The organism is Nocardioides daeguensis (genome assembly GCF_019192965.1).
GTDB lineage: Bacteria > Actinomycetota > Actinomycetes > Propionibacteriales > Nocardioidaceae > Nocardioides > Nocardioides daeguensis.
Map to the genome: position 1 here is coordinate 74,347 of NZ_JAHTKU010000026.1, position 17,869 is coordinate 92,215.

Here is a 17,869-nt window from a genome sequence, read left to right on the forward strand (position 1 = left end):
GGAAACTTCCTCGTCCCAGCGTGAGTTTTCTCGTCCAGGCTCACCCAGGAGTGACGGGAGTGACGATCACGTTGACCGCCTCGAGAGGAGCATCCGGGCCGGCCCGGTAGGTGTGCGGCACGTCGGCCGCGAAGCGCACGTGGTCGCCGGGACCGACGGGGACCGTGCGCCCACCGTGCTCGACCTGGCCCGAGCCGGACAGGACGACGAGCTGCTCCTCGACGCCGGCGGGGTGCGCGGGCGAGCTCCGCTCGACACCGGCCGCCAGCCGCAGCAGGTAGACCTCGGTCGTGCGGCCGGGCTCGCGCAGCACCCGCACCCGGGTCGCCACGACGCCGTCGTCGGCGACGACGGCACCGTCGTGGTCGTCGAGGAGCGCGGCCAGGGGGACGCCGAGCGGGGTCGCGACGGCGTACAGGGTGTCGAGGGTGGGGTTGCGCTGACCGGTCTCGAGCTCGGAGAGCGAGCCCTTCCCGATCCCGGCCTGGGCGGCAAGCGCCGACAGCGAGAGACCGCGGGCCTCGCGCAGCGCCCGGATCCGGGCCCCGACGCCGGCCCCCACCCCGGTCGCCTCCGCCGCTCGCGTCATCGGACCTGCTTCACCTAGAGTGTTCTGTATACGGAACGCCGCCCGCGCGTTCCCGAGGAGGCGGCGTGTCCCAGGAGAGTACCCACGGCCCGGTCCTGGCCGGCGTGGTCACGGCTCTGGTCGGGTTCAGCAGCTCCTTCGTCGTGCTGCTCGCCGGCCTGGTCGCGGTCGGCGCCTCTCCCGACCAGGCGGCCTCGGGCCTCGCCACGCTGCTGGTGACCCAGGCGCTCGGCATGCTCTGGCTCTCGGTGCGCCACCGGATCCCGATCACCCTCGCCTGGTCCACGCCGGGCGCGGCGCTGCTCGCGACGTCCGCCGGCGTGGCCGGCGGCTGGTCCGCGGCCGTGGGCGCCTTCGTCGCCGCCGGCGTGCTCATCGTGCTGACCGCGCTGGTGCCGAAGATCGGGGACCTCGTCGCCGCGATACCGCACAGCCTGGCCCGGGCGATGCTCGCCGGCGTCCTTCTGCCGCTGTGCCTCGCGCCGGTCACCGCCCTCGTCGAGTCCCCCGCCGCCGTCGCACCACTCGTCGTGACCTGGCTGGTCCTGCTCCGCCTCGCGCCGCGGTGGGCGGTGCCGGGCGCGCTGCTCGTCGCCCTCGTCACCGTGGTCGTGACCGCACGGATCGACACCGCCGACCTCGCCCCGCACCTTGCCTGGACCACCCCGACCTGGACGCTGTCGGCGCTGGTCGGCATCGCGCTCCCGCTGTACGTCGTCACGATGGCCTCGCAGAACGTGCCCGGCGTCGCGGTGATGAGCGGGTTCGGGTACCGCGTCCCGTGGCGCGAGTCGCTCGCCGTCACCGGCATCGGCACCGTCCTCGGCGCCCCCACCGGTGGGCACGCGATCAACCTCGCCGCCATCAGTGCGGCCCTCGCGGCCGGGCCGACCGCCGGCCCCGACCCGCGGCGCCGCTGGATCGCGGCGGTCAGCGCGTCGGCCACCTACCTCGTGCTCGCGGTCGCCAGCACGGCGTTCGCCACACTGGTCGCGGCTGCCGCGGACGGCGTGATGCAGGCCGCCGCCGGCCTCGCCCTGCTCGGGACGCTCGGCGCCGCCCTGGCCGAGGCGCTCGCCGATCCGGCCGAGCGCGAGCCCGCGGCCGCGACCCTCGTCGTCGCGGCCTCCGGCGTCAGCGTGCTCGGGATCGGCGCCGCGTTCTGGGCACTGCTCGCCGGCCTGCTGCTGCGCGGGTTCCTGCGCGCCGGTCGGGTGCCGGCGCCCAGGCCGACTACGCGAACATCGTCGACCTCAGCCCGAACCTGACCCGGAACGCATCGCCGCTCAGGCTGGTGCTGCCTGCCGCCCCGTTGATCTTGACCGAGGTGACCCGACCACCCTGCTGCGGGTCCTTGACGATGTCGAAGGTCAAGAAGTCACCGATGCCGGGGAACTGCGCCTCGATCGCGTCGTCGGTCAGCACCACCTGCCACGTCTTGTTCGGGTTGGTCGTCAGCGCCTCGTACGGATCCGCCTTGGCGACCTGGTACGGGAAGCTGCCCGGCGCGGTCCAGCCGCCGTTGCTCGAGGAGAACTGCGTGAACGCCGGCAGGCCGCCGTACGTCCGGACCTGGCCCGCGGTCGCGGCGATGGCGGCGTTCGACTCCGGCTCCTCGGCGGCGACGCCGCGGTAGACCTGGGACTGGGTGGTGTCCCAGACGTCGAAGACGCCGCGGTCGTTGTTGTCGCGCTCGAAGACCGCATAGGTACGCGCGGCCACGACCTGGGCCTGGACCGCCTGCGGGTGCCACGTGGCGGGCATCTCGGAGGGGACGACGCCGCGCAGGTACTTCTCCACGCTCACCACGTTGACGGTGTCGCGGCCCTGCCCGTTGGCTGGCACGACGGAGCGGATCTTGCCGCGGTAGTCGACCGCGCCGCCGGGCACGTAGACCCGGATCGTGCCGCCCTTGCCCTGGAACTCGGCCTGGCCCGGGATGATCCGGACCTTGCGCCAGCGCCGCGTCTTCACCGACAGCTTGGTGTCGGCGCCGTGCGCCGTCAGCTTCCAGCGCTTCGCGCCCCGCTTGCCGAGCTTCCAGGCCCTCCCGGTCGCGAGGCTGCGGACCTTGAGCCGGGACCGGTGCTGGACGACCACGTTGCTGGAGGTGTCGGCGGTGATCAGGACCTTCACCGACCCGCCCGCGAGCCCGGGCTGGGTGCCCGGGTAGTAGAAGTCGAGGATCTGCGCCGCGGCGAGGCCCTGGTCGGCGGCACCGCGGGCGCCCCACTGGGACAGTCCCTTGCCGTGGCCCCAGCCGCTTCCCGTCAGGGTGACCGTCTCCGGGCCGGCTGGGGCCGCGGAGGCCGCGGGCACTGAGGCGGGGCCGGCGACCCCGAGGGCGAGACCGACGGCGAGGGTGGCGATGGTTCCCGAGGACAGGCGCATCGTCCGAGAGTAACTGCCAGTTGAAAGCCTGACGCCGGGTCGCAATAGGCTTTGGCCATGACCGAGCTCGACAGCACGCAGACCCCGGACCCGACCGACGCGCCCACCAGCGCGGTCGTCGTACCGGACAAGCCCGCGCTGGAGGGGCTCGAGGAGAAGTGGGCGCAGCGCTGGAAGGACGCCGACACCTACGGCTTCGACCGCACCCAGCCGCGCGAGAACGTCTACGCGATCGACACCCCGCCCCCGACGGTGAGTGGCAGCCTGCACGTCGGGCACGTCTTCTCCTACACCCACACCGACCTGATCGCCCGCTTCCAGCGGATGCAGGGCAAGTCCGTCTTCTACCCGATGGGCTGGGACGACAACGGCCTGCCCACCGAGCGCCGGGTGCAGAACTACTTCGGCGTGCGCTGCGACCCGTCGCTGCCGTACGACGCCGACTTCACCCCGCCCGAGAAGCCCGACCCGAAGCGCCAGGTCCCGATCAGCCGGCCCAACTTCATCGCGCTGTGCGAGCAGCTGGTCGAGCAGGACGAGAAGGTCTTCGAGGACCTGTGGCGCACCCTCGGCCTCAGCGTCGACTGGAACACGACCTACACGACGATCGGCACGAAGGCGCAGACCGTCAGCCAGCGGGCGTTCCTGCGCAACCTGGCCCGTGGCGAGGCCTACCTGCAGGAGGCGCCGACCCTGTGGGACGTCACCTTCCAGACCGCGGTCGCGCAGGCCGAGCTGGAGGCGCGTGACTACGCCGGCGCCTACCACCGGGTCGCCTTCCACAAGGCCGACGGCTCCCCGGTCTACATCGAAACGACCCGTCCCGAGCTGATCCCCTCGGTCGTCGCCCTGATCGCGCACCCCGACGACGAGCGCTACGCCGACCTGTTCGGTACGACGGTGACCTCGCCGGTCTTCGGCGTGGAGATCCCCGTGCTGGCCCACGGCGCCGCCGAGACGGACAAGGGCGCCGGCATCGCGATGTGCTGCACCTTCGGCGACCTCACCGACGTCCAGTGGTGGCGCGAGCTGCAGCTGCCGGTCCGCACCGTGATCGGCCGCGACGGCCGGCTCACCCGCGAGACGCCCGAGTGGCTCTCGTCGGAGAGGGCCGCGGCGGCGTACGAGGACCTCCAGGGCAAGACCGTCCACTCCGCCCGCGAGGCGATGGTCGCCAAGCTCAAGGAGACCGGCGACCTCGACGGCGACCCGAAGCCCACCCAGCGGATGGCGAACTTCTACGAGAAGGGCGACAAGCCGCTCGAGATCGTCTCCACCCGCCAGTGGTACATCCGCAACGGCGGGCGCGACGCCGAGATCCGCAAGCAGATGCTCGGCCGCGGCTCGGAGATCGACTGGCTGCCGCCGCACATGAAGCACCGTTACGACAACTGGGTCGGCGGCCTCAACGGCGACTGGCTGATCTCGCGCCAGCGCTTCTTCGGCATCCCGTTCCCGGTGTGGTACCCGCTCGACGCCGAGGGCGAGCCCGACTACACCCGGCTGCTGCTGCCCACCGAGGCCGAGCTGCCCATCGACCCCTCCACCCAGGCGCCGACCGGCTACACCGAGGAGCAGCGCGGCAAGCCGGGCGGCTTCATCGGCGACCCCGACGTGATGGACACCTGGGCGACCTCGTCGCTCACCCCGCACATCGCGGGCGGCTGGGAGTCCGACCCCGACCTGTGGTCGCGGGTGTTCCCGATGGACCTGGCCACCCAGGCCCACGACATCATCCGGACCTGGCTCTTCTCGCGCGTGGTCCGCGCGCACTTCGAGAACCACGTCGCCCCGTGGTCGCACGCGATGATCTCCGGCTTCATCGTCGACCCCGACCGCAAGAAGATGTCGAAGTCCAAGGGCAACGTCGTCGTCCCCAACGAGATCCTCGACAAGTACGGCGCCGACGCGGTCCGCTGGCGTGCGGCGATCGCCCGCCCGGGCCTGGACTCGCCGTTCGACGAGACCCAGATGAAGGTCGGCCGCCGGCTGGCGATGAAGGTCCTCAACGCGTCGAAGTTCGTCCTCGGCAGCGTCGGCGCGACCACGTTCAGCCCGGCCGCCGTCTCCCAGCCCGTCGACACCGCGCTGCTCGGCCGGCTCGCCGGCGTCGTGCGCCGCGCGAGCGAGGCGTTCGAGGCCTACGACTACACCACCGCGCTCGAGGTCACCGAGAAGTTCTTCTGGGAGTTCTGCGACGACTACCTCGAGCTGGTCAAGGAGCGCGCGTACGCCGGCGACAGCGACGCCTCGTCCTCCGCCCGGGCCACGCTCGCCCTCGCCCTGCAGGTCCAGCTGCGGCTGCTCGCGCCCTTCCTCCCCTACGTCACCGAGGAGGTCTGGTCGTGGTGGCAGGAGGGCTCGGTGCACCGCGCGCCCTGGCCGAGCGTCGCCGAGCTCGGCTCCCCCGCCGCCTCCGACGGCTCCCTGATCGACGCCGTCGCCGCCGCCCTGTCCGGCATCCGTGGCGCCAAGTCGGCCGCCAAGGTCAAGATGCGCGCCCCGCTGGCGCGCGTCGAGGTCACCGGCCCGGCGCGGCTGGTCCGGGCCGCCGAGAAGGCCGCCGACGACCTGCGCCGCAGCGGCAACGTGGTCGGTGAGCTGGTGTTCACGCTCGCCGAGGACGCCACCGAGCTGACCGTCACGGCAGAGATCGCGGAGGAGCCGGCGGAGTAGCCCGGCGAGAGGGCTGAGCCCGGACGCACTTGTAACTAAGTGTTACAGCGCCAATTCCGGTGCCAGAGCACCCGGGTAGTGGCCACAGCACCCGGGTGGTTGGTCCAGGCGAGCCCGCACGACCGATCGGAGGCTCACGCCGCCGTATTGGCCGGGACGTGCGATCTACCCGGGCGCTGTTGCTACTACCTCGGCGTTGAGGCACCGGTTTTCGCTCTGTAACCCTTAGTTACAAGCGAGGCGCGCGGAGACGACGAAGGCCCCCGGGAGTCCCCGGGGGCCTTCCGCGTCAGGCGGGTCGGTCGATCAGGCCGACTTCTTCTTCTTGGACTCGCGCAGCACCAGGGTCGGCGCGACGTCGTCCTCGACGACCTCCTTGGTCACCACGACCTTCTCGACGTCGCCACGGCTGGGGACGTCGTACATGACGTGGAGGAGGACCTCCTCGATGATCGCGCGCAGGCCGCGGGCGCCGGTGCCGCGCTCGAGGGCCTTGTCGGCGATCGCACCGATGGCGTCGTCGGTGAACTCCAGCTCGACCCCGTCGAGCTCGAAGAGCTTCTTGTACTGCTTCACCAAGGCGTTGCGCGGCTCGGTGAGGATCTGCACCAGGGCGTCCTGGTCGAGCGGGCTGACGCTCGCGATCAGCGGCAGACGGCCGATGAACTCGGGGATCAGGCCGAACTTGGTGAGGTCCTCGGGGCGGACCAGGGAGAGCAGGTCGTCGGCGGCGCGCTCGGCCTCGCCGCGCGGCTCGGCGGTGAAGCCCAGGGACTTCTTGCCGACGCGCTGCTCGATGATGTGCTCGAGGCCGGCGAAGGCGCCGCCCACCACGAACAGGATGTTCGTGGTGTCGATCTGGATGAACTCCTGGTGGGGGTGCTTGCGGCCACCCTGCGGCGGCACCGAGGCGGTGGTGCCCTCGATGATCTTCAGCAGCGCCTGCTGGACGCCCTCGCCGGACACGTCGCGCGTGATCGACGGGTTCTCGGCCTTGCGGGCCACCTTGTCGATCTCGTCGATGTAGATGATGCCGGTCTCGGCCTTCTTGACGTCGTAGTCGGCGGCCTGGATCAGCTTGAGGAGGATGTTCTCGACGTCCTCGCCGACGTAGCCGGCCTCGGTCAGCGCCGTGGCGTCCGCGATGGCGAACGGCACGTTGAGCATCCGGGCGAGGGTCTGGGCGAGGTAGGTCTTGCCGCAGCCGGTCGGGCCGATGACGAGGATGTTGGACTTCGCCACCTCGACGACCTCGTCCTTGCTGTGCTTGCCCGAGATGGGCTGCACGCCGGCCTGGACCCGCTTGTAGTGGTTGTAGACCGCGACCGCGAGGGACTTCTTGGCCTGCTCCTGCCCGATGACGTAGGAGTTCAGGAACTCGAAGATCTCCTTGGGCTTCGGCAGGTCAGCGAGCTCGACCTCGGAGCCCTCGGCGAGCTCCTCCTCGATGATCTCGTTGCACAAGTCGATGCACTCGTCACAGATGTAGACACCCGGACCAGCGATGAGCTTCTTGACCTGCTTCTGGCTCTTTCCGCAGAACGAGCACTTCAACAGGTCGCCACCGTCACCGATGCGTGCCACGGGTCCTCCTCACAATCGAACTACCCGACGGTACCCCGTGCCACCCTCCGGCGGGAGCGTGACACGAGGGGTGCGTCGGGATGCTCATCGGTCTTGTTGGTCGTCGTCTGAGCCGTGGCTCAGACGAGGGCCGGGGTCTTCAGAGACTCGAGCACGGAGTCGATCAGGCCGTACTCGATCGCGCCCTGGGCGGTGAGGATCTTGTCGCGCTCGATGTCACGGCTGACCTCCTCGACGGACTTGCCCGAGTGGTCGCTGATCATCTTCTCGAGGAGCTCGCGCATGCGCAGGATCTCGTTGGCCTGGATCTCGATGTCCGAGGTCTGGCCGAAGGTGCCCTCGGTGTAGGGCTGGTGGATCAGGATCCGGCTGTTGGGCAGCGCGAGCCGCTTGCCCTTGGCGCCCGCGGCGAGCAGGATCGCCGCGGCCGAGGCCGCCTGGCCGATGCACACCGTCTGCACGTCCGGCTTGATGAACTGGATCGTGTCGTAGATGGCGGTCAGCGCCGTGAAGGAGCCACCGGGGCTGTTGATGTAGATGCTGATGTCCTGGTCGGGGTTCATCGACTGCAGGCACAGCAGCTGGGCGATGACCGCGTTGGCGACGTCGTCGGAGATCGGCGTGCCGAGGTAGATGATGCGGTCCTCGAACAGCTTGGCGTAGGGGTCGATGCGGCGGAACCCGTAGGAGGTCCGCTCTTCCCACTGCGGGATGTAGTAGTTCATCTGCCTCAGTCCTTCTTGTGGGCCGGCCGGCCTTCGGCGGCGGCTTCCTTGGCGCTCTTGACGACCTTGTCGACCAGCCCGTACGCGAGGGCCTCCTCCGCGGTGAACCAGCGGTCGCGGTCGGCGTCCTCGGTGACCTGCTCGACGCTCTGGCCGGTGTGCTCGGCGATGAGCTCGAGGAGCACCTTCTTGATGTGCAGCGACTGCTGGGCCTGGATCTTGATGTCGGAGGCCGAGCCACCCATGCCCGAGGAGGGCTGGTGCATCATGATCCGCGCGTGGGGCAGGGCGTAGCGCTTGCCCTTGGCGCCGGCGCACAGCAGGAACTGGCCCATCGAGGCGGCCAGCCCCATGCCGACGGTCGCGACGTCGTTGGGGATGTAGTTCATGGTGTCGTAGATCGCCATGCCGGCGTCCACGGAGCCACCGGGGCTGTTGATGTGCAAGAAGATGTCCGCCTCGGGGTCCTCGGCCGACAGCAGCAGCAGCTGGGCGCAGATCGCGTTGGCGTTCTGGTCACGGACCTCGGAGCCGAGGAACACGATCCGCTCGCGGAGCAGCCGGCTGTAGATGTTGTCGTCGAGGAAGTTGATCCCCGCTCCGCCGTTCATCTCATGACCGCGCACGGGGCCACCGGGAAGATTCTGAGTCACGCGAGTGACACTAGCCGGAGCGGGAGACAGATCCACGCGTTCGGCGCCACTGTTCGCCGACAGCAGATTCGCGATCGGCGCTCGATCCGGGCGCGATCCCCACGCGGTCCCCGATGTCGTCGCACCCCGCCGGTAGCCTGCCGGGAGCCGACTGTCCGCCGCGCTCCAGGAGGTCCCCATGCCCGTGGCTTCACCCGCCGGGCGGTTCGTCGCCGTCGTGACCCTCATGGCCGGCCTGGGCCTGACCGGGTGCTCCGGCGACGAGGACCCGGGCAGGAGCGGTCCGGGCAAGGCCGACGACACCCGTCCCCAGCCGGCGGCCGCCGTCCTCCACGAGCCGGGCACGACCTGGCAGCTCCAGGCCGACACGGTGGTTCCGGGAGGCCGGTTCGTGCCACTGACCCCCGTCGGCGACGACGAGGTCCCGCAGCCGTCGGGCGTGGTCGTCGGCGAGGTCCTCGTGACCGCCGTCGCCGGCCAGGGACCCGACGCCGAGCCGCTGCTGGTCGGCGTCTCCGGCGCCGGGAAGGTGCTCTGGCGCGGGCAGGGGTACGCCGGCTGCTGGTCGCCCGACGCCGCCGCGCTCTACTGCGTGCGAGGCGAGGCCCTGGTGCGCGTCGACGCCGAGACGGGCGGCGCCGGCCCCGGGGCCGCCGTGGCCGTCGCCCCGGGCAGCGCGCCGGTCCTCGACGACGGCGTCCTGTACGTCGTCACGAAGCCCCCGGGCGCCGACGAGACCGCCTACCCCCCGCCGTTCACGCTCTCCGCTCTCGACGCGGCCACGCTGAAGAGCGTCTGGCCGCCCGACGCCGGCGTGGCACCGCTGCGGGGCTTCGGGGCCGGCTCCCCCGCCCTCGACCTGAACGGCGACCACGTCTCGGTCGCCGCGTGGAAGGACTCACCGGACGGACAGCCGGACGCCACCCAGCTCGAGCTCGACCGGGCCACCGGCAAGCTGCTCGGCAGCACCCACCTCGGCAAGAGCTCCTTCCTCGAGCGCCCGTGGACCGTGCACCGCGGCTTCGGCAACGACAAGCTCGAGGTGCTCCTCGGCGACGAGGTCCAGCTCCGGCTGAAGGGCCAGCCCTGGGACACCCAGGACGACCGGATCGTCTCGACCGAGGGCCGGGTCGGCGTCGGCTCGACCCTCTACGACGCGACCACCGGCCAGCCGGTCTGGGAGCGCGCCGACCTCGGCGACGAGCTCGACGGCTGGCGCTGGACGGCCGACCGCACCCAGGTCGCCGTGACCGGATACGACGCCAAGGCCGGCACCATGGCGACGACCTACCTCGACGCCGCGACGGGCACGACCCAGTGGACCGGCCCGGGCACCGACACCGCCCCCACCGAGACGCCCGACGCCTTCCTCCAGGTCGCGACCGACCACGCCACGAGCTGGGCTGTGCAGGCCCTCGACCGCAGGACCGGCGACGTCGCGTGGTCGAAGGACGTCAGCGAGCTCGCCCGGGCCGGGTACGACGACGGCATCGCGCTCGGCGGGCCCTATGTCTCCCCCAGCGCCGTATGGGCGCTCGCTGCGACGACGCTGGTGGGCTACACCGGGTTCTAGGAGCCTGCTGAACAATCCGCGCGGCTGCGCGGCGCCGGGTGGAGCGTTCGCTGCGTTCGGCTCGGTTGAAGTGACCCGCCACGCCTGTCCTCGCCGCTCTGGCGACCGCACGCACCCGGCGTCGCTCGCGCCCGCCCGTCTTGTTCAGCAGGCTCCTAGGCCTCGGCGGCGGCCTTGAGGCCCGCGACCGTGGTGGCCATGCCGGCCTCGAGCTCGTCGGCGTGGGCATCGGTGCCGCCGAGCAGGAGCGGCGCGACGACCCGGCTGCCGAGGCTCAGCGAGCGCGGCACGGGCCGGCGGTGCACGACCCGGGTCCGGCCGGCGTCGGCGGGGTCCGCCTCGAGCTCCCAGACCCACTGGGCACCGCTGGACGGGGTGTCCCAGACCAGCCGGCGCTCGGGCGCCACGTCGGCCACCACCGAGCGGGTCGGCCACACGACGCCCTTGCGCCGGTTGATGCCGAGGTACCACTGGCCCACGCGCAGGCCGCCCCGCTTGAGCGGCACCATCCGTACCGTCTCGGGACTCCAGGCGGCCATCTGACCGAAGTCGGTCAGCAGCGCCCACACGTGCGCCACCGGCGCCTCGATCACGGCCTCGGCGCGCAGCTCGCGCGCGGCTCTCGTCGTCATGGCGCTCATCATGGCCGCCCGCGGCGCTGCACCACCACCTCCCGCGGGAGGAGATGCCCCCTGGATGCCCCCGGCTGCTCCGGCTGCTCAGGCGAGCCAGCGGGCCAGCGCGGCATGGACCTCCGGGTGGTTGAGCAGCCCGAAGTGGTCGGTGCGGCCGAGGTGCAGCACCTCCGCGCCGGGGAACAGCTCGGTGCCACGACGGTCGCGGCCGACGGCCGAGCGGGGCGTGACGAGCAGGTCGCCGACGGTCTGTGCGACGGGGTGGCGCGCGGAGCGGGTCAGGGTGGCCGTGACGAGGCGGTAGCGCGCGTGCGGCAGGGGCGGTACGTCGTGGGCGAGGCCCTCGATCAGGTCGTGGATGCCCGGCGCCTGGCGGTCGATGACCCGACCGAGGGCGGCCACCTCGGGGACACGGGCGAGGGTGCGGCTGGCGTGGTCGGCGCCGACCGCGAACCAGGAGCCGAGGTGCGGGGTGCCGAGGGTGACCACGTCGCTGACCAGGCGGGTCCAGGGCGCGGGCCCGTCGCCCTCGGCGACGACCGCCGAGGAGGCACGCAGCACCAGGCCGCCGAGCGAGTGCCCGACGAGCGCGATCCGGGTGACCTCCGTCGGCCACGCGTCGACGAGGCGCTGCATCAGGGAGGCGAGCACGACGCCGTTCTCGCGCAACGCGAGCCCGGTGTTGGCCCGCAGGTAGACGGGGGTCCAGCCGCGGGCGGCCAGGCTCTCGCCGTACGTCGACCCCAGGCGGTCGCGGTGCCGGCGCCAGTAGTCCTCGTTCTCGCACAGGCCGTGCAGGAACACGACGACCTGCCCCGTCGCGTCGGGGAAGGCGCCGGCCACCCCGCCGGCGGTGAGGGGGACGTCGCGGCCCTCGCGGCGCACGCCCATCTCGATGGCGAGCCGGGGCCGGTCGCGGCGCAGCTCCTCGCCGATCAGCCCGTTGACCGCGGCGTTGACGAACCGGCCGCGCGGCCCGTCCTCGAGGGCCGGTCCGGCCCCCGACTCACCGAGGCGCGCCAGTCCGCGGCTCGCGCCGCGCAAGGAGAGCCCCACGGCGCCGTACACGAGGCCGGCGACGCCGCGGTGCAGCACTTCGACAGGCACGGCGGCGGGCCCGACGCTGCGGCGGGCGACGCCGTGGGCGCGGCGGGCGATCGCCTGGTGGGTGTCGCGGGCGGTCGTCACGACCAGGTCGTCGACGACGGCGGTGGCCAGGGCCAGGGCGTCGACGACGGTCGGGACAGTGGTCATGGCGGACAGGCTAGCCCGTTGAGTGCACATGCGTGCACTCAACGGTTCGCGTGCACCGCCCCCAGCGGACCGCAACGCCGCGGCCCCCGACGTGGTGCACGTCGGGGGCCGCGGAACGGGACAGCGGTGAGGATCAGGCCTCGGCGGGGGCCTCGGTCTCCTCGGCGGCAGGCTCGTCGGCCTCGTCGGCGGGCTCGCCGATGGTGCCGTCGGCCTGCAGGTTCTTCAGCTCGACGACGTTGCCGGCGGCGTCCTTGACGGTCGCGCCCTCGACGAGCAGCTGCAGCGCCTTGCCGCGGCGGATCTCCTGGACCAGCTCGGGCACGTGGTTGTGCTCGAACATGTGGTTCACGAACTCCTGCGGGTCCTGACCGGACTGCTGGGCGCGGCGGATCATGTGCTGGGTCAGCTCGCCCTGGTCGACACCCATCTCCTCCTTGTCGGCGATGGCGTCGAGGAGGAACTGCGCGGCGACGGCGTCACGGACCCGGCGCTCGAGGTCGGCCTCGAACTCCTCCTGGGTCTGCTTCTCGTCCTCGAGGTACTTCTCGAGGGTCATGCCGGCGAACTGGAGCTGCTGCTCGAGGTTGGCCCGGCGAGCGTTGAGCTCCTCGGTGACCATGGTGTCGGGCAGCGGGATCTCGACCTTCTCGAGGAGGGCCTCGAGGACGGCGTCGCGGGCGGCGGCGGCCTGCTCGAGGCGCTTGCCGCGGGTGAGGCGCTCGCGGACGTCGTCGCGCAGCTCGTCGAGGGTGTCGAACTCCGAGGCCTCCTGGGCGAACTCGTCGTCGAGCTCCGGGAGCTCCTGCTCCTGGACCTGGGTCACCTTGACGGCCACCTCGACGTCCTGGCCCACCATGTCGCCGGAGACGAGCTGGGTGGTGAAGGTCTTCTCCTCGTCGACCGACATGCCGGCCAGGGCCTCGTCGAGACCGTCGATCATGCCGCCGTTGCCGACCTTGTAGGAGAAGCCGGAGATCTCGGCGCCCTCGACGACCTCGCCGTCGTTGGTGGCGACCAGGTCGATGACGACGAAGTCGCCGTCCTGGGCCGCGCGCTCGACGTCGATCAGGGTGCCGAAGCGCTCACGGAGCGCGTCGACCTGCTCGGCGACATCCTCGTCGGAGACCGCGAGGTCCTCGACCGAGGCCTCGATGCCGTCGTACGCCGGCACCTCGAACTCGGGCTTCACGTCGACCTCGGCGGTGAACTCGAGCCCGTCGTTGTCCTCGAACTTCGTCACCTCGATGTCCGGCTGGGCCAGCGGGGTGAGGTTGTTCTCCTGGAGCGCCTCGACGTAGGCCTTCGGCAGCACGTCGTTGACGGCCTCGTCGAGGACCACGCCGCGGCCGACCTGGCGGTCGATGACCTGCGGCGGGACCTTGCCACGGCGGAAGCCGGGGACGTTGATCTGCTTCGCGATCTTCTGGTACGCCGCGTCGAGGCTCGGCTTGAGCTCCTCGAAGGGCACCTCGACGGTCAGCTTGGCCCGGGTCGGGCTCAAGGTCTCGACGGCGCTCTTCACAGGTGTTCTCCTACTGGTCTGGGGATGGTGCACGGGCCACGAGGGCCCGCCGATCGGGGCGATCTGTCGGGGCGACAGGACTCGAACCTGCGGTCTCCTGCTCCCAAAGCAGGCGCGCTAGCCACTACGCTACGCCCCGCGGAACGGCCCGGCGCTGGGGTGGCCGGGCCGCACTTCGAGGGGATGACGGGAATCGAACCCGCGTAATCAGTTTGGAAGACTGAGGCTCTACCATTGAGCTACATCCCCGACCGGTCGCAGCCACGCTCACGCACGGCTGGAGACCACGCGCAATCGTGCCACACGCACACGCGCCTACCCCAACTCAGGGGCGCCGGTGGACCACCAGCAGCGCCCGGTCGTCGTCGGGCGAGCCGACCGCGGCGACGAGCCGCCGGGCCAGGCCGTCCCACGACCCGCGCAGCAGCGACTCGGCCTGCCCCATCATGTGGTCGATGCCCAGGTCGATGTCGCGACGCGGCTCCTCGACCATGCCGTCGGTGTAGAGCAGCAGGCTGTCACCGGGCGCGAGACGGCCGCGGTGGCAGCCGAACTCGGCCTCGTCGACGATGCCGAGGACCGGGCCGTCGGGACGCAGCGGCTTCCAGCGCCCGGAGCCGGCCTCGCGCTGCACGGCCGGCGGATGGCCGGCGGAGCGCAGCTCGAAGTCGCCGGTGCCGAGGTCGACCGAGACGTGGACCGCGGTCGCGAAGCCCTCTTCCCAGGCGCGCTGGAGCAGGTAGTCGTTGGCTGCCGGGAAGAAGCGCTCCGGAGGCAGCGCGGCGACCAGGCCGCCCATCGCGCCGGACAGCTGGAGGGCCCGGGTGCCGGCAGCCTCGCCCTTGCCGGACACGTCGACGACCACCAGCTCCACCCGGCGGCCGCGGTCGCTGGCGGTGGCGACCACGAAGTCCCCGGCGAACGGCGACCCCCCGGCCGACGACAGCGCCGACTGCACCAGCCACTCGGCTGGGAGCTGCGGGATCTCCCCCTGCGCCAGGATCCGGTCGCGCAGGTCGACGAGCATCGACTGGCCGCGGATCGGGCCGACCCCGATGTGGTCGCGGCGCAGGGACAGCAGGATCACCAGGACCGCCAGGCCGTACATCACGCCCAGGGCGACGACGACCCGCACCTCGTAGGGGTCCTGCAGGACCGCGGCGGCGGTGAGCGCGACCATGATGAAGGCCGCGAACCAGCGCAGCACCCGGTTGCTCAGGAACAGGATGCCGAGCACCAGCGGCAGGAACACCAGGTTGACCGGTACGTCGGCCGGCAGGATCGCGATCGCGACCACGACCGCCGAGGCGAAGAGCGCGAGCAGGCTGGCGATCACGATGTCGGAGCGCGCTGCGCGAAGGCGCCGGATCATCGTGCCGCCCGGGAGCGGAAGACCGGTTGGCAGCGCGCGCACCAGAACAGGTTGCGGCCGCCGAGGACCTCGGTGCGCACCTTGCTCCCGCAGACGTGGCAGGCCTGGCCGGTGCGCCGGTAGACGTAGACCTCGCCGCCGTGGTCGTCGACCCGCGGCGCACGGCCCATGGCCTCCGGGGTGTGCTCGGGCCGGACGGTGTCGATCCGCCCGGTGCGCACGCCCTGCGCCATCAGCACGACGAGATCGTCCCAGATCGCGCTCCACTGCGTACGGCGAAGCGTGCGACCCGGGCGCAGGGGGTGGATGCGCTGGCGGAACAGCACCTCGGCCCGGTAGACGTTCCCGACGCCGGCCAGGACGGTCTGGTCCATGAGCAGGGTGCCGATCGGTGCGCTGCTACGGGAGACCCGGGCCCACGCCCGCTCGGGGTCGGCATCCTCGCGCAGCGGGTCCGGGCCTGCCTTCGCGGCGACGGCCGCGCGCTCCGCCCCCGTGACGAGCGCACAGGTCGTGGCACCGCGCAGGTCGGCGTACGCACCGGGGCGGGCCAGGCGCAGCCGCACCTGCCCCACCGGCAGCGGGATCTCGGCGACGCCGTCGCGGACGTCGAAGGTGCCGTACAGCCCGAGGTGGACGTGGACGAACCGGTCGCCCTCGAACCGGATGAACAGCTGCTTGCCCCAGGCCTCGGCATCGACGAGCAGGGCGCCGTCGAGCTGCGCGGCCGACTCGGCGAAGCGGCCTTGCGGGCTGCCGACCCGGACGCGGCTCCCCCCGAAGACCGCGGTGATCTCGCCGGCGAGACGATGGAGGGTGTGCCCCTCAGGCATCAGTCCTGGCCGTGCCCGAGCGCCGACTCGGGCAGGGGCGGCAGGTCGCCGGTCGTCTCGTACGACGCCAGCTGGCCGATGCGGCGCACGTGGCGCTCGTCGCCGGGGAACGGGGTGGCCAGGAAGACCTCGACGAGACGCGTCATCTCCTCGAGGGTGTGCATCCGGCCGCCGACCGCGACGACCCAGGCGTCGTTGTGCTCGCGCGCCAGGGTGGCGGTCTCCTCGGACCAGGCGAGCGCGGCCCGGATGCCCTTCACCTTGTTGGCCGCGATCTGCTCGCCGTTGCCGGAGCCGCCGATCACGACGCCGAGGCTGTCGAGGCCCTGCTCGCGGTCGGCGGCGACGCCCTCGGCCGCACGCAGGCAGAAGACCGGGTAGTCGTCGAGCGCGTCGTAGACGAACGGGCCGTGGTCGACCGGCTCGTAGCCGTGCTCGGTCAGCCAGCCGATCAAGTGGGACTTGAGCTCGAGGCCGGCGTGGTCGCAGCCGAGGTGAACGCGCATGGGCGCCATTCTCTCAGGAGTCCGGCGCCAGGCCGGCGGGGGGCGGGCTCGAGCTCCGCACCCCATGCGAATTGGTCGTCATTTCGCGCATATCGCGACCAATTCGGATGGGGTGCGGGGATCAGGCGCGGTGCAGGCGGCGGGCGGCCTCGGCGATGGACCCGCTCATCGACGGGTAGACGGTGAACGCCTGGGCGACCTGGTCGGCGGTGAGGGACTCCGCGACGGCGAGGGAGACCGGGTGGATCAGCTCGCTGGCACGGGGCCCGACCACCACCCCGCCGACGACGATCTGGGTGCCGGGGCGGCAGAAGAGCTTCACGAAGCCGTCTCGCACCCCTTGCATCTTGGCGCGCGGGTTGCCGCGCAGCGGCAGCATGATCGAGGCCGCCTCGATCTCGCCGGCGTCGATCGCCCGCTGTGACCAGCCGACGGTGGCGATCTCCGGCGCGGTGAAGACGTTGGAGGCGACCTTCTTCAGGTCCAGCGGCTGCACGGCGTCGCCGAGGTGGTGGTACATCGCGATCCGGCCCTGCATCGCCGCGACCGAGGCCAGCATCAGCACCCCGGTGCAGTCACCGGCCGCGTAGACGCTGCGCACCGACGTGCGGGAGACCCGGTCGACGTTGACGAAGCCGCCCTCCTTGAGGACGATCCCGGCCTCCTCCAGCCCCAGGCCGGAGGTGTTGGGGACCGAGCCGAGGGCGAGGATGCAGTGCGAGCCCTGGACGGTCCGACCGTCGGTGAGGGCCACGGTCACGACGTCGCCGTCACGGGTGACCGACTCCATCCGGGACCTGCCCAGCACCGTCATGCCGCGCCGCTGCGCGACCTCCTCGAGCACCAGGGACGCGTCGGCGTCCTCGCCCGGCAACACCCGGTCGCGCGAGGACACCAGGGTGACCGGGATGCCGAGCGCCTGGTAGGCGCTGGCGAACTCCGCACCCGTCACGCCCGAGCCGACGACGATGAGGTGCTCGGGCATCTCATCGAGGTCGTAGACCTGCTCCCAGGTGAGGATCCGTTCCCCGTCGGGCACCGCCGAGGGGAGGGTGCGCGGCGAGGCGCCGGTCGCGAGGAGGACCGCACCGGCGTCGTACGTCGTCTCGGTGCCGTCCGGCGCCGTGGCGATCACACGGCCCGGTCCGTCGAGGCGGCCGCGGCCGCGGACGACGGTGACGCCGTCGCGGGTCAGCCGTCGCTCGATGTCGGCGGACTGCGCGAGGGCGAGCGCCTTGACCCTCTCGTTGACCTTCGCGAGGTCCACGGTGGGGGCGTCGACCTGGATGCCCAGGGCGCCGGCCGCACCCAGGTCGGTCATCACCTCGGCCGTCGCGATCAGGGTCTTGCTCGGCACGCAGTCGGTGAGCACCGCCGAGCCACCGAGCCCGTCGGAGTCCACGACGACGACCTCCGCCCCCAGCTGGGCGGCCACCAAGGCCGACTCGTAGCCACCGGGTCCCCCACCGACGATCACGACGCGCGTCATGTCCGCCATTCTTGCAGCGCAGGCCCGGGCCTACGATTCCTGCCCTGCGTCCCGCCCGGCGTGA

General features: G+C 71.9%; 15 protein-coding genes and 2 tRNA genes. 3 read left to right on the forward strand and 14 right to left on the reverse strand.

Annotated features, from left to right (window positions below):
• Positions 1-40: 40 nt before the first annotated feature.
• The gene (locus KU893_RS21170; RefSeq protein ID WP_218236493.1) at positions 41-589 is read right to left on the reverse strand and encodes a helix-turn-helix domain-containing protein; all 549 of its coding nucleotides are present in this window, start codon (positions 587-589) and stop codon (positions 41-43) included.
• 65 nt (positions 590-654) lie between these two features.
• On the opposite strand from KU893_RS21170, the gene KU893_RS21175 reads away from it, so the two are divergent.
• Positions 655-1,857, forward strand: coding sequence for a benzoate/H(+) symporter BenE family transporter (locus tag KU893_RS21175; RefSeq protein ID WP_218236495.1), 1,203 nt, complete (start codon positions 655-657; stop codon positions 1,855-1,857).
• Here the strand turns inward: KU893_RS21175 and KU893_RS21180 are convergent.
• Entirely contained in the window at positions 1,823-2,980 is a 1,158-nt protein-coding gene (locus tag KU893_RS21180) for a SpoIID/LytB domain-containing protein (RefSeq protein WP_218236497.1), read from the reverse strand. The genes KU893_RS21175 and KU893_RS21180 overlap by 35 nt on opposite strands.
• A gap of 57 nt (positions 2,981-3,037) precedes the next feature.
• Here KU893_RS21180 and valS point away from each other — a divergent pair, with 57 nt between their 5' ends.
• On the forward strand, positions 3,038-5,656 hold the full coding sequence (gene valS / locus KU893_RS21185) for a valine--tRNA ligase (protein ID WP_218236499.1): 2,619 nt from the start codon (positions 3,038-3,040) through the stop codon (positions 5,654-5,656).
• Positions 5,657-5,962: 306 nt separating this feature from the next.
• Here the strand turns inward: valS and clpX are convergent, their stop codons facing one another.
• The 3 genes from clpX to KU893_RS21200 form a co-directional block, all read right to left on the reverse strand.
• Positions 5,963-7,240: an ATP-dependent Clp protease ATP-binding subunit ClpX gene (clpX, locus tag KU893_RS21190; protein ID WP_218236501.1), complete on the reverse strand. Its 1,278-nt coding sequence runs from the start codon at positions 7,238-7,240 to the stop codon at positions 5,963-5,965.
• Between the two features lie 119 nt (positions 7,241-7,359).
• Entirely contained in the window at positions 7,360-7,965 is a 606-nt protein-coding gene (locus tag KU893_RS21195; protein WP_179729806.1) for an ATP-dependent Clp protease proteolytic subunit, read from the reverse strand.
• Positions 7,966-7,970: 5 nt separating this feature from the next.
• A complete protein-coding gene (locus KU893_RS21200; protein ID WP_218236574.1) occupies positions 7,971-8,576 on the reverse strand; it encodes an ATP-dependent Clp protease proteolytic subunit in 606 nt (201 codons plus the stop codon).
• A gap of 220 nt (positions 8,577-8,796) precedes the next feature.
• On the opposite strand from KU893_RS21200, the gene KU893_RS23400 reads away from it, so the two are divergent.
• Positions 8,797-10,191 carry a PQQ-like beta-propeller repeat protein gene (locus KU893_RS23400; protein WP_218236504.1) on the forward strand — a complete coding sequence of 465 codons (1,395 nt, stop codon included), beginning with the start codon at positions 8,797-8,799 and terminating at the stop codon, positions 10,189-10,191.
• A gap of 155 nt (positions 10,192-10,346) precedes the next feature.
• Here the strand turns inward: KU893_RS23400 and KU893_RS21210 are convergent, their stop codons facing one another.
• The 9 genes from KU893_RS21210 to KU893_RS21250 form a co-directional block, all read right to left on the reverse strand.
• Positions 10,347-10,823, reverse strand: coding sequence for an SRPBCC family protein (locus KU893_RS21210; protein ID WP_218236506.1), 477 nt, complete (start codon positions 10,821-10,823; stop codon positions 10,347-10,349).
• An 87-nt stretch (positions 10,824-10,910) separates the two neighbouring features.
• The gene (locus tag KU893_RS21215) at positions 10,911-12,080 is read right to left on the reverse strand and encodes an esterase/lipase family protein (RefSeq protein ID WP_218236508.1); all 1,170 of its coding nucleotides are present in this window, start codon (positions 12,078-12,080) and stop codon (positions 10,911-10,913) included.
• A 133-nt stretch (positions 12,081-12,213) separates the two neighbouring features.
• A complete protein-coding gene (gene tig, locus KU893_RS21220) occupies positions 12,214-13,605 on the reverse strand; it encodes a trigger factor (RefSeq protein WP_218236510.1) in 1,392 nt (463 codons plus the stop codon).
• A gap of 66 nt (positions 13,606-13,671) precedes the next feature.
• A tRNA-Pro gene (locus KU893_RS21225) sits at positions 13,672-13,744 on the reverse strand.
• 39 nt (positions 13,745-13,783) lie between these two features.
• A tRNA-Gly gene (locus KU893_RS21230) sits at positions 13,784-13,854 on the reverse strand.
• Between the two features lie 76 nt (positions 13,855-13,930).
• Positions 13,931-15,019 carry a PP2C family protein-serine/threonine phosphatase gene (locus KU893_RS21235; protein ID WP_218236512.1) on the reverse strand — a complete coding sequence of 363 codons (1,089 nt, stop codon included), beginning with the start codon at positions 15,017-15,019 and terminating at the stop codon, positions 13,931-13,933.
• Positions 14,974-15,810, reverse strand: a complete 837-nt coding sequence (locus tag KU893_RS21240; RefSeq protein ID WP_218236514.1) for an Fpg/Nei family DNA glycosylase — start codon at positions 15,808-15,810, stop codon at positions 14,974-14,976. Before KU893_RS21240 ends, KU893_RS21235 begins: the two co-directional genes overlap by 46 nt.
• A complete protein-coding gene (locus KU893_RS21245) occupies positions 15,810-16,316 on the reverse strand; it encodes a ribose-5-phosphate isomerase (RefSeq protein WP_218236516.1) in 507 nt (168 codons plus the stop codon). Before KU893_RS21245 ends, KU893_RS21240 begins: the two co-directional genes overlap by 1 nt.
• A gap of 121 nt (positions 16,317-16,437) precedes the next feature.
• Positions 16,438-17,805 carry an NAD(P)H-quinone dehydrogenase gene (locus KU893_RS21250; protein ID WP_218236518.1) on the reverse strand — a complete coding sequence of 456 codons (1,368 nt, stop codon included), beginning with the start codon at positions 17,803-17,805 and terminating at the stop codon, positions 16,438-16,440.
• Positions 17,806-17,869: the final 64 nt, after the last annotated feature.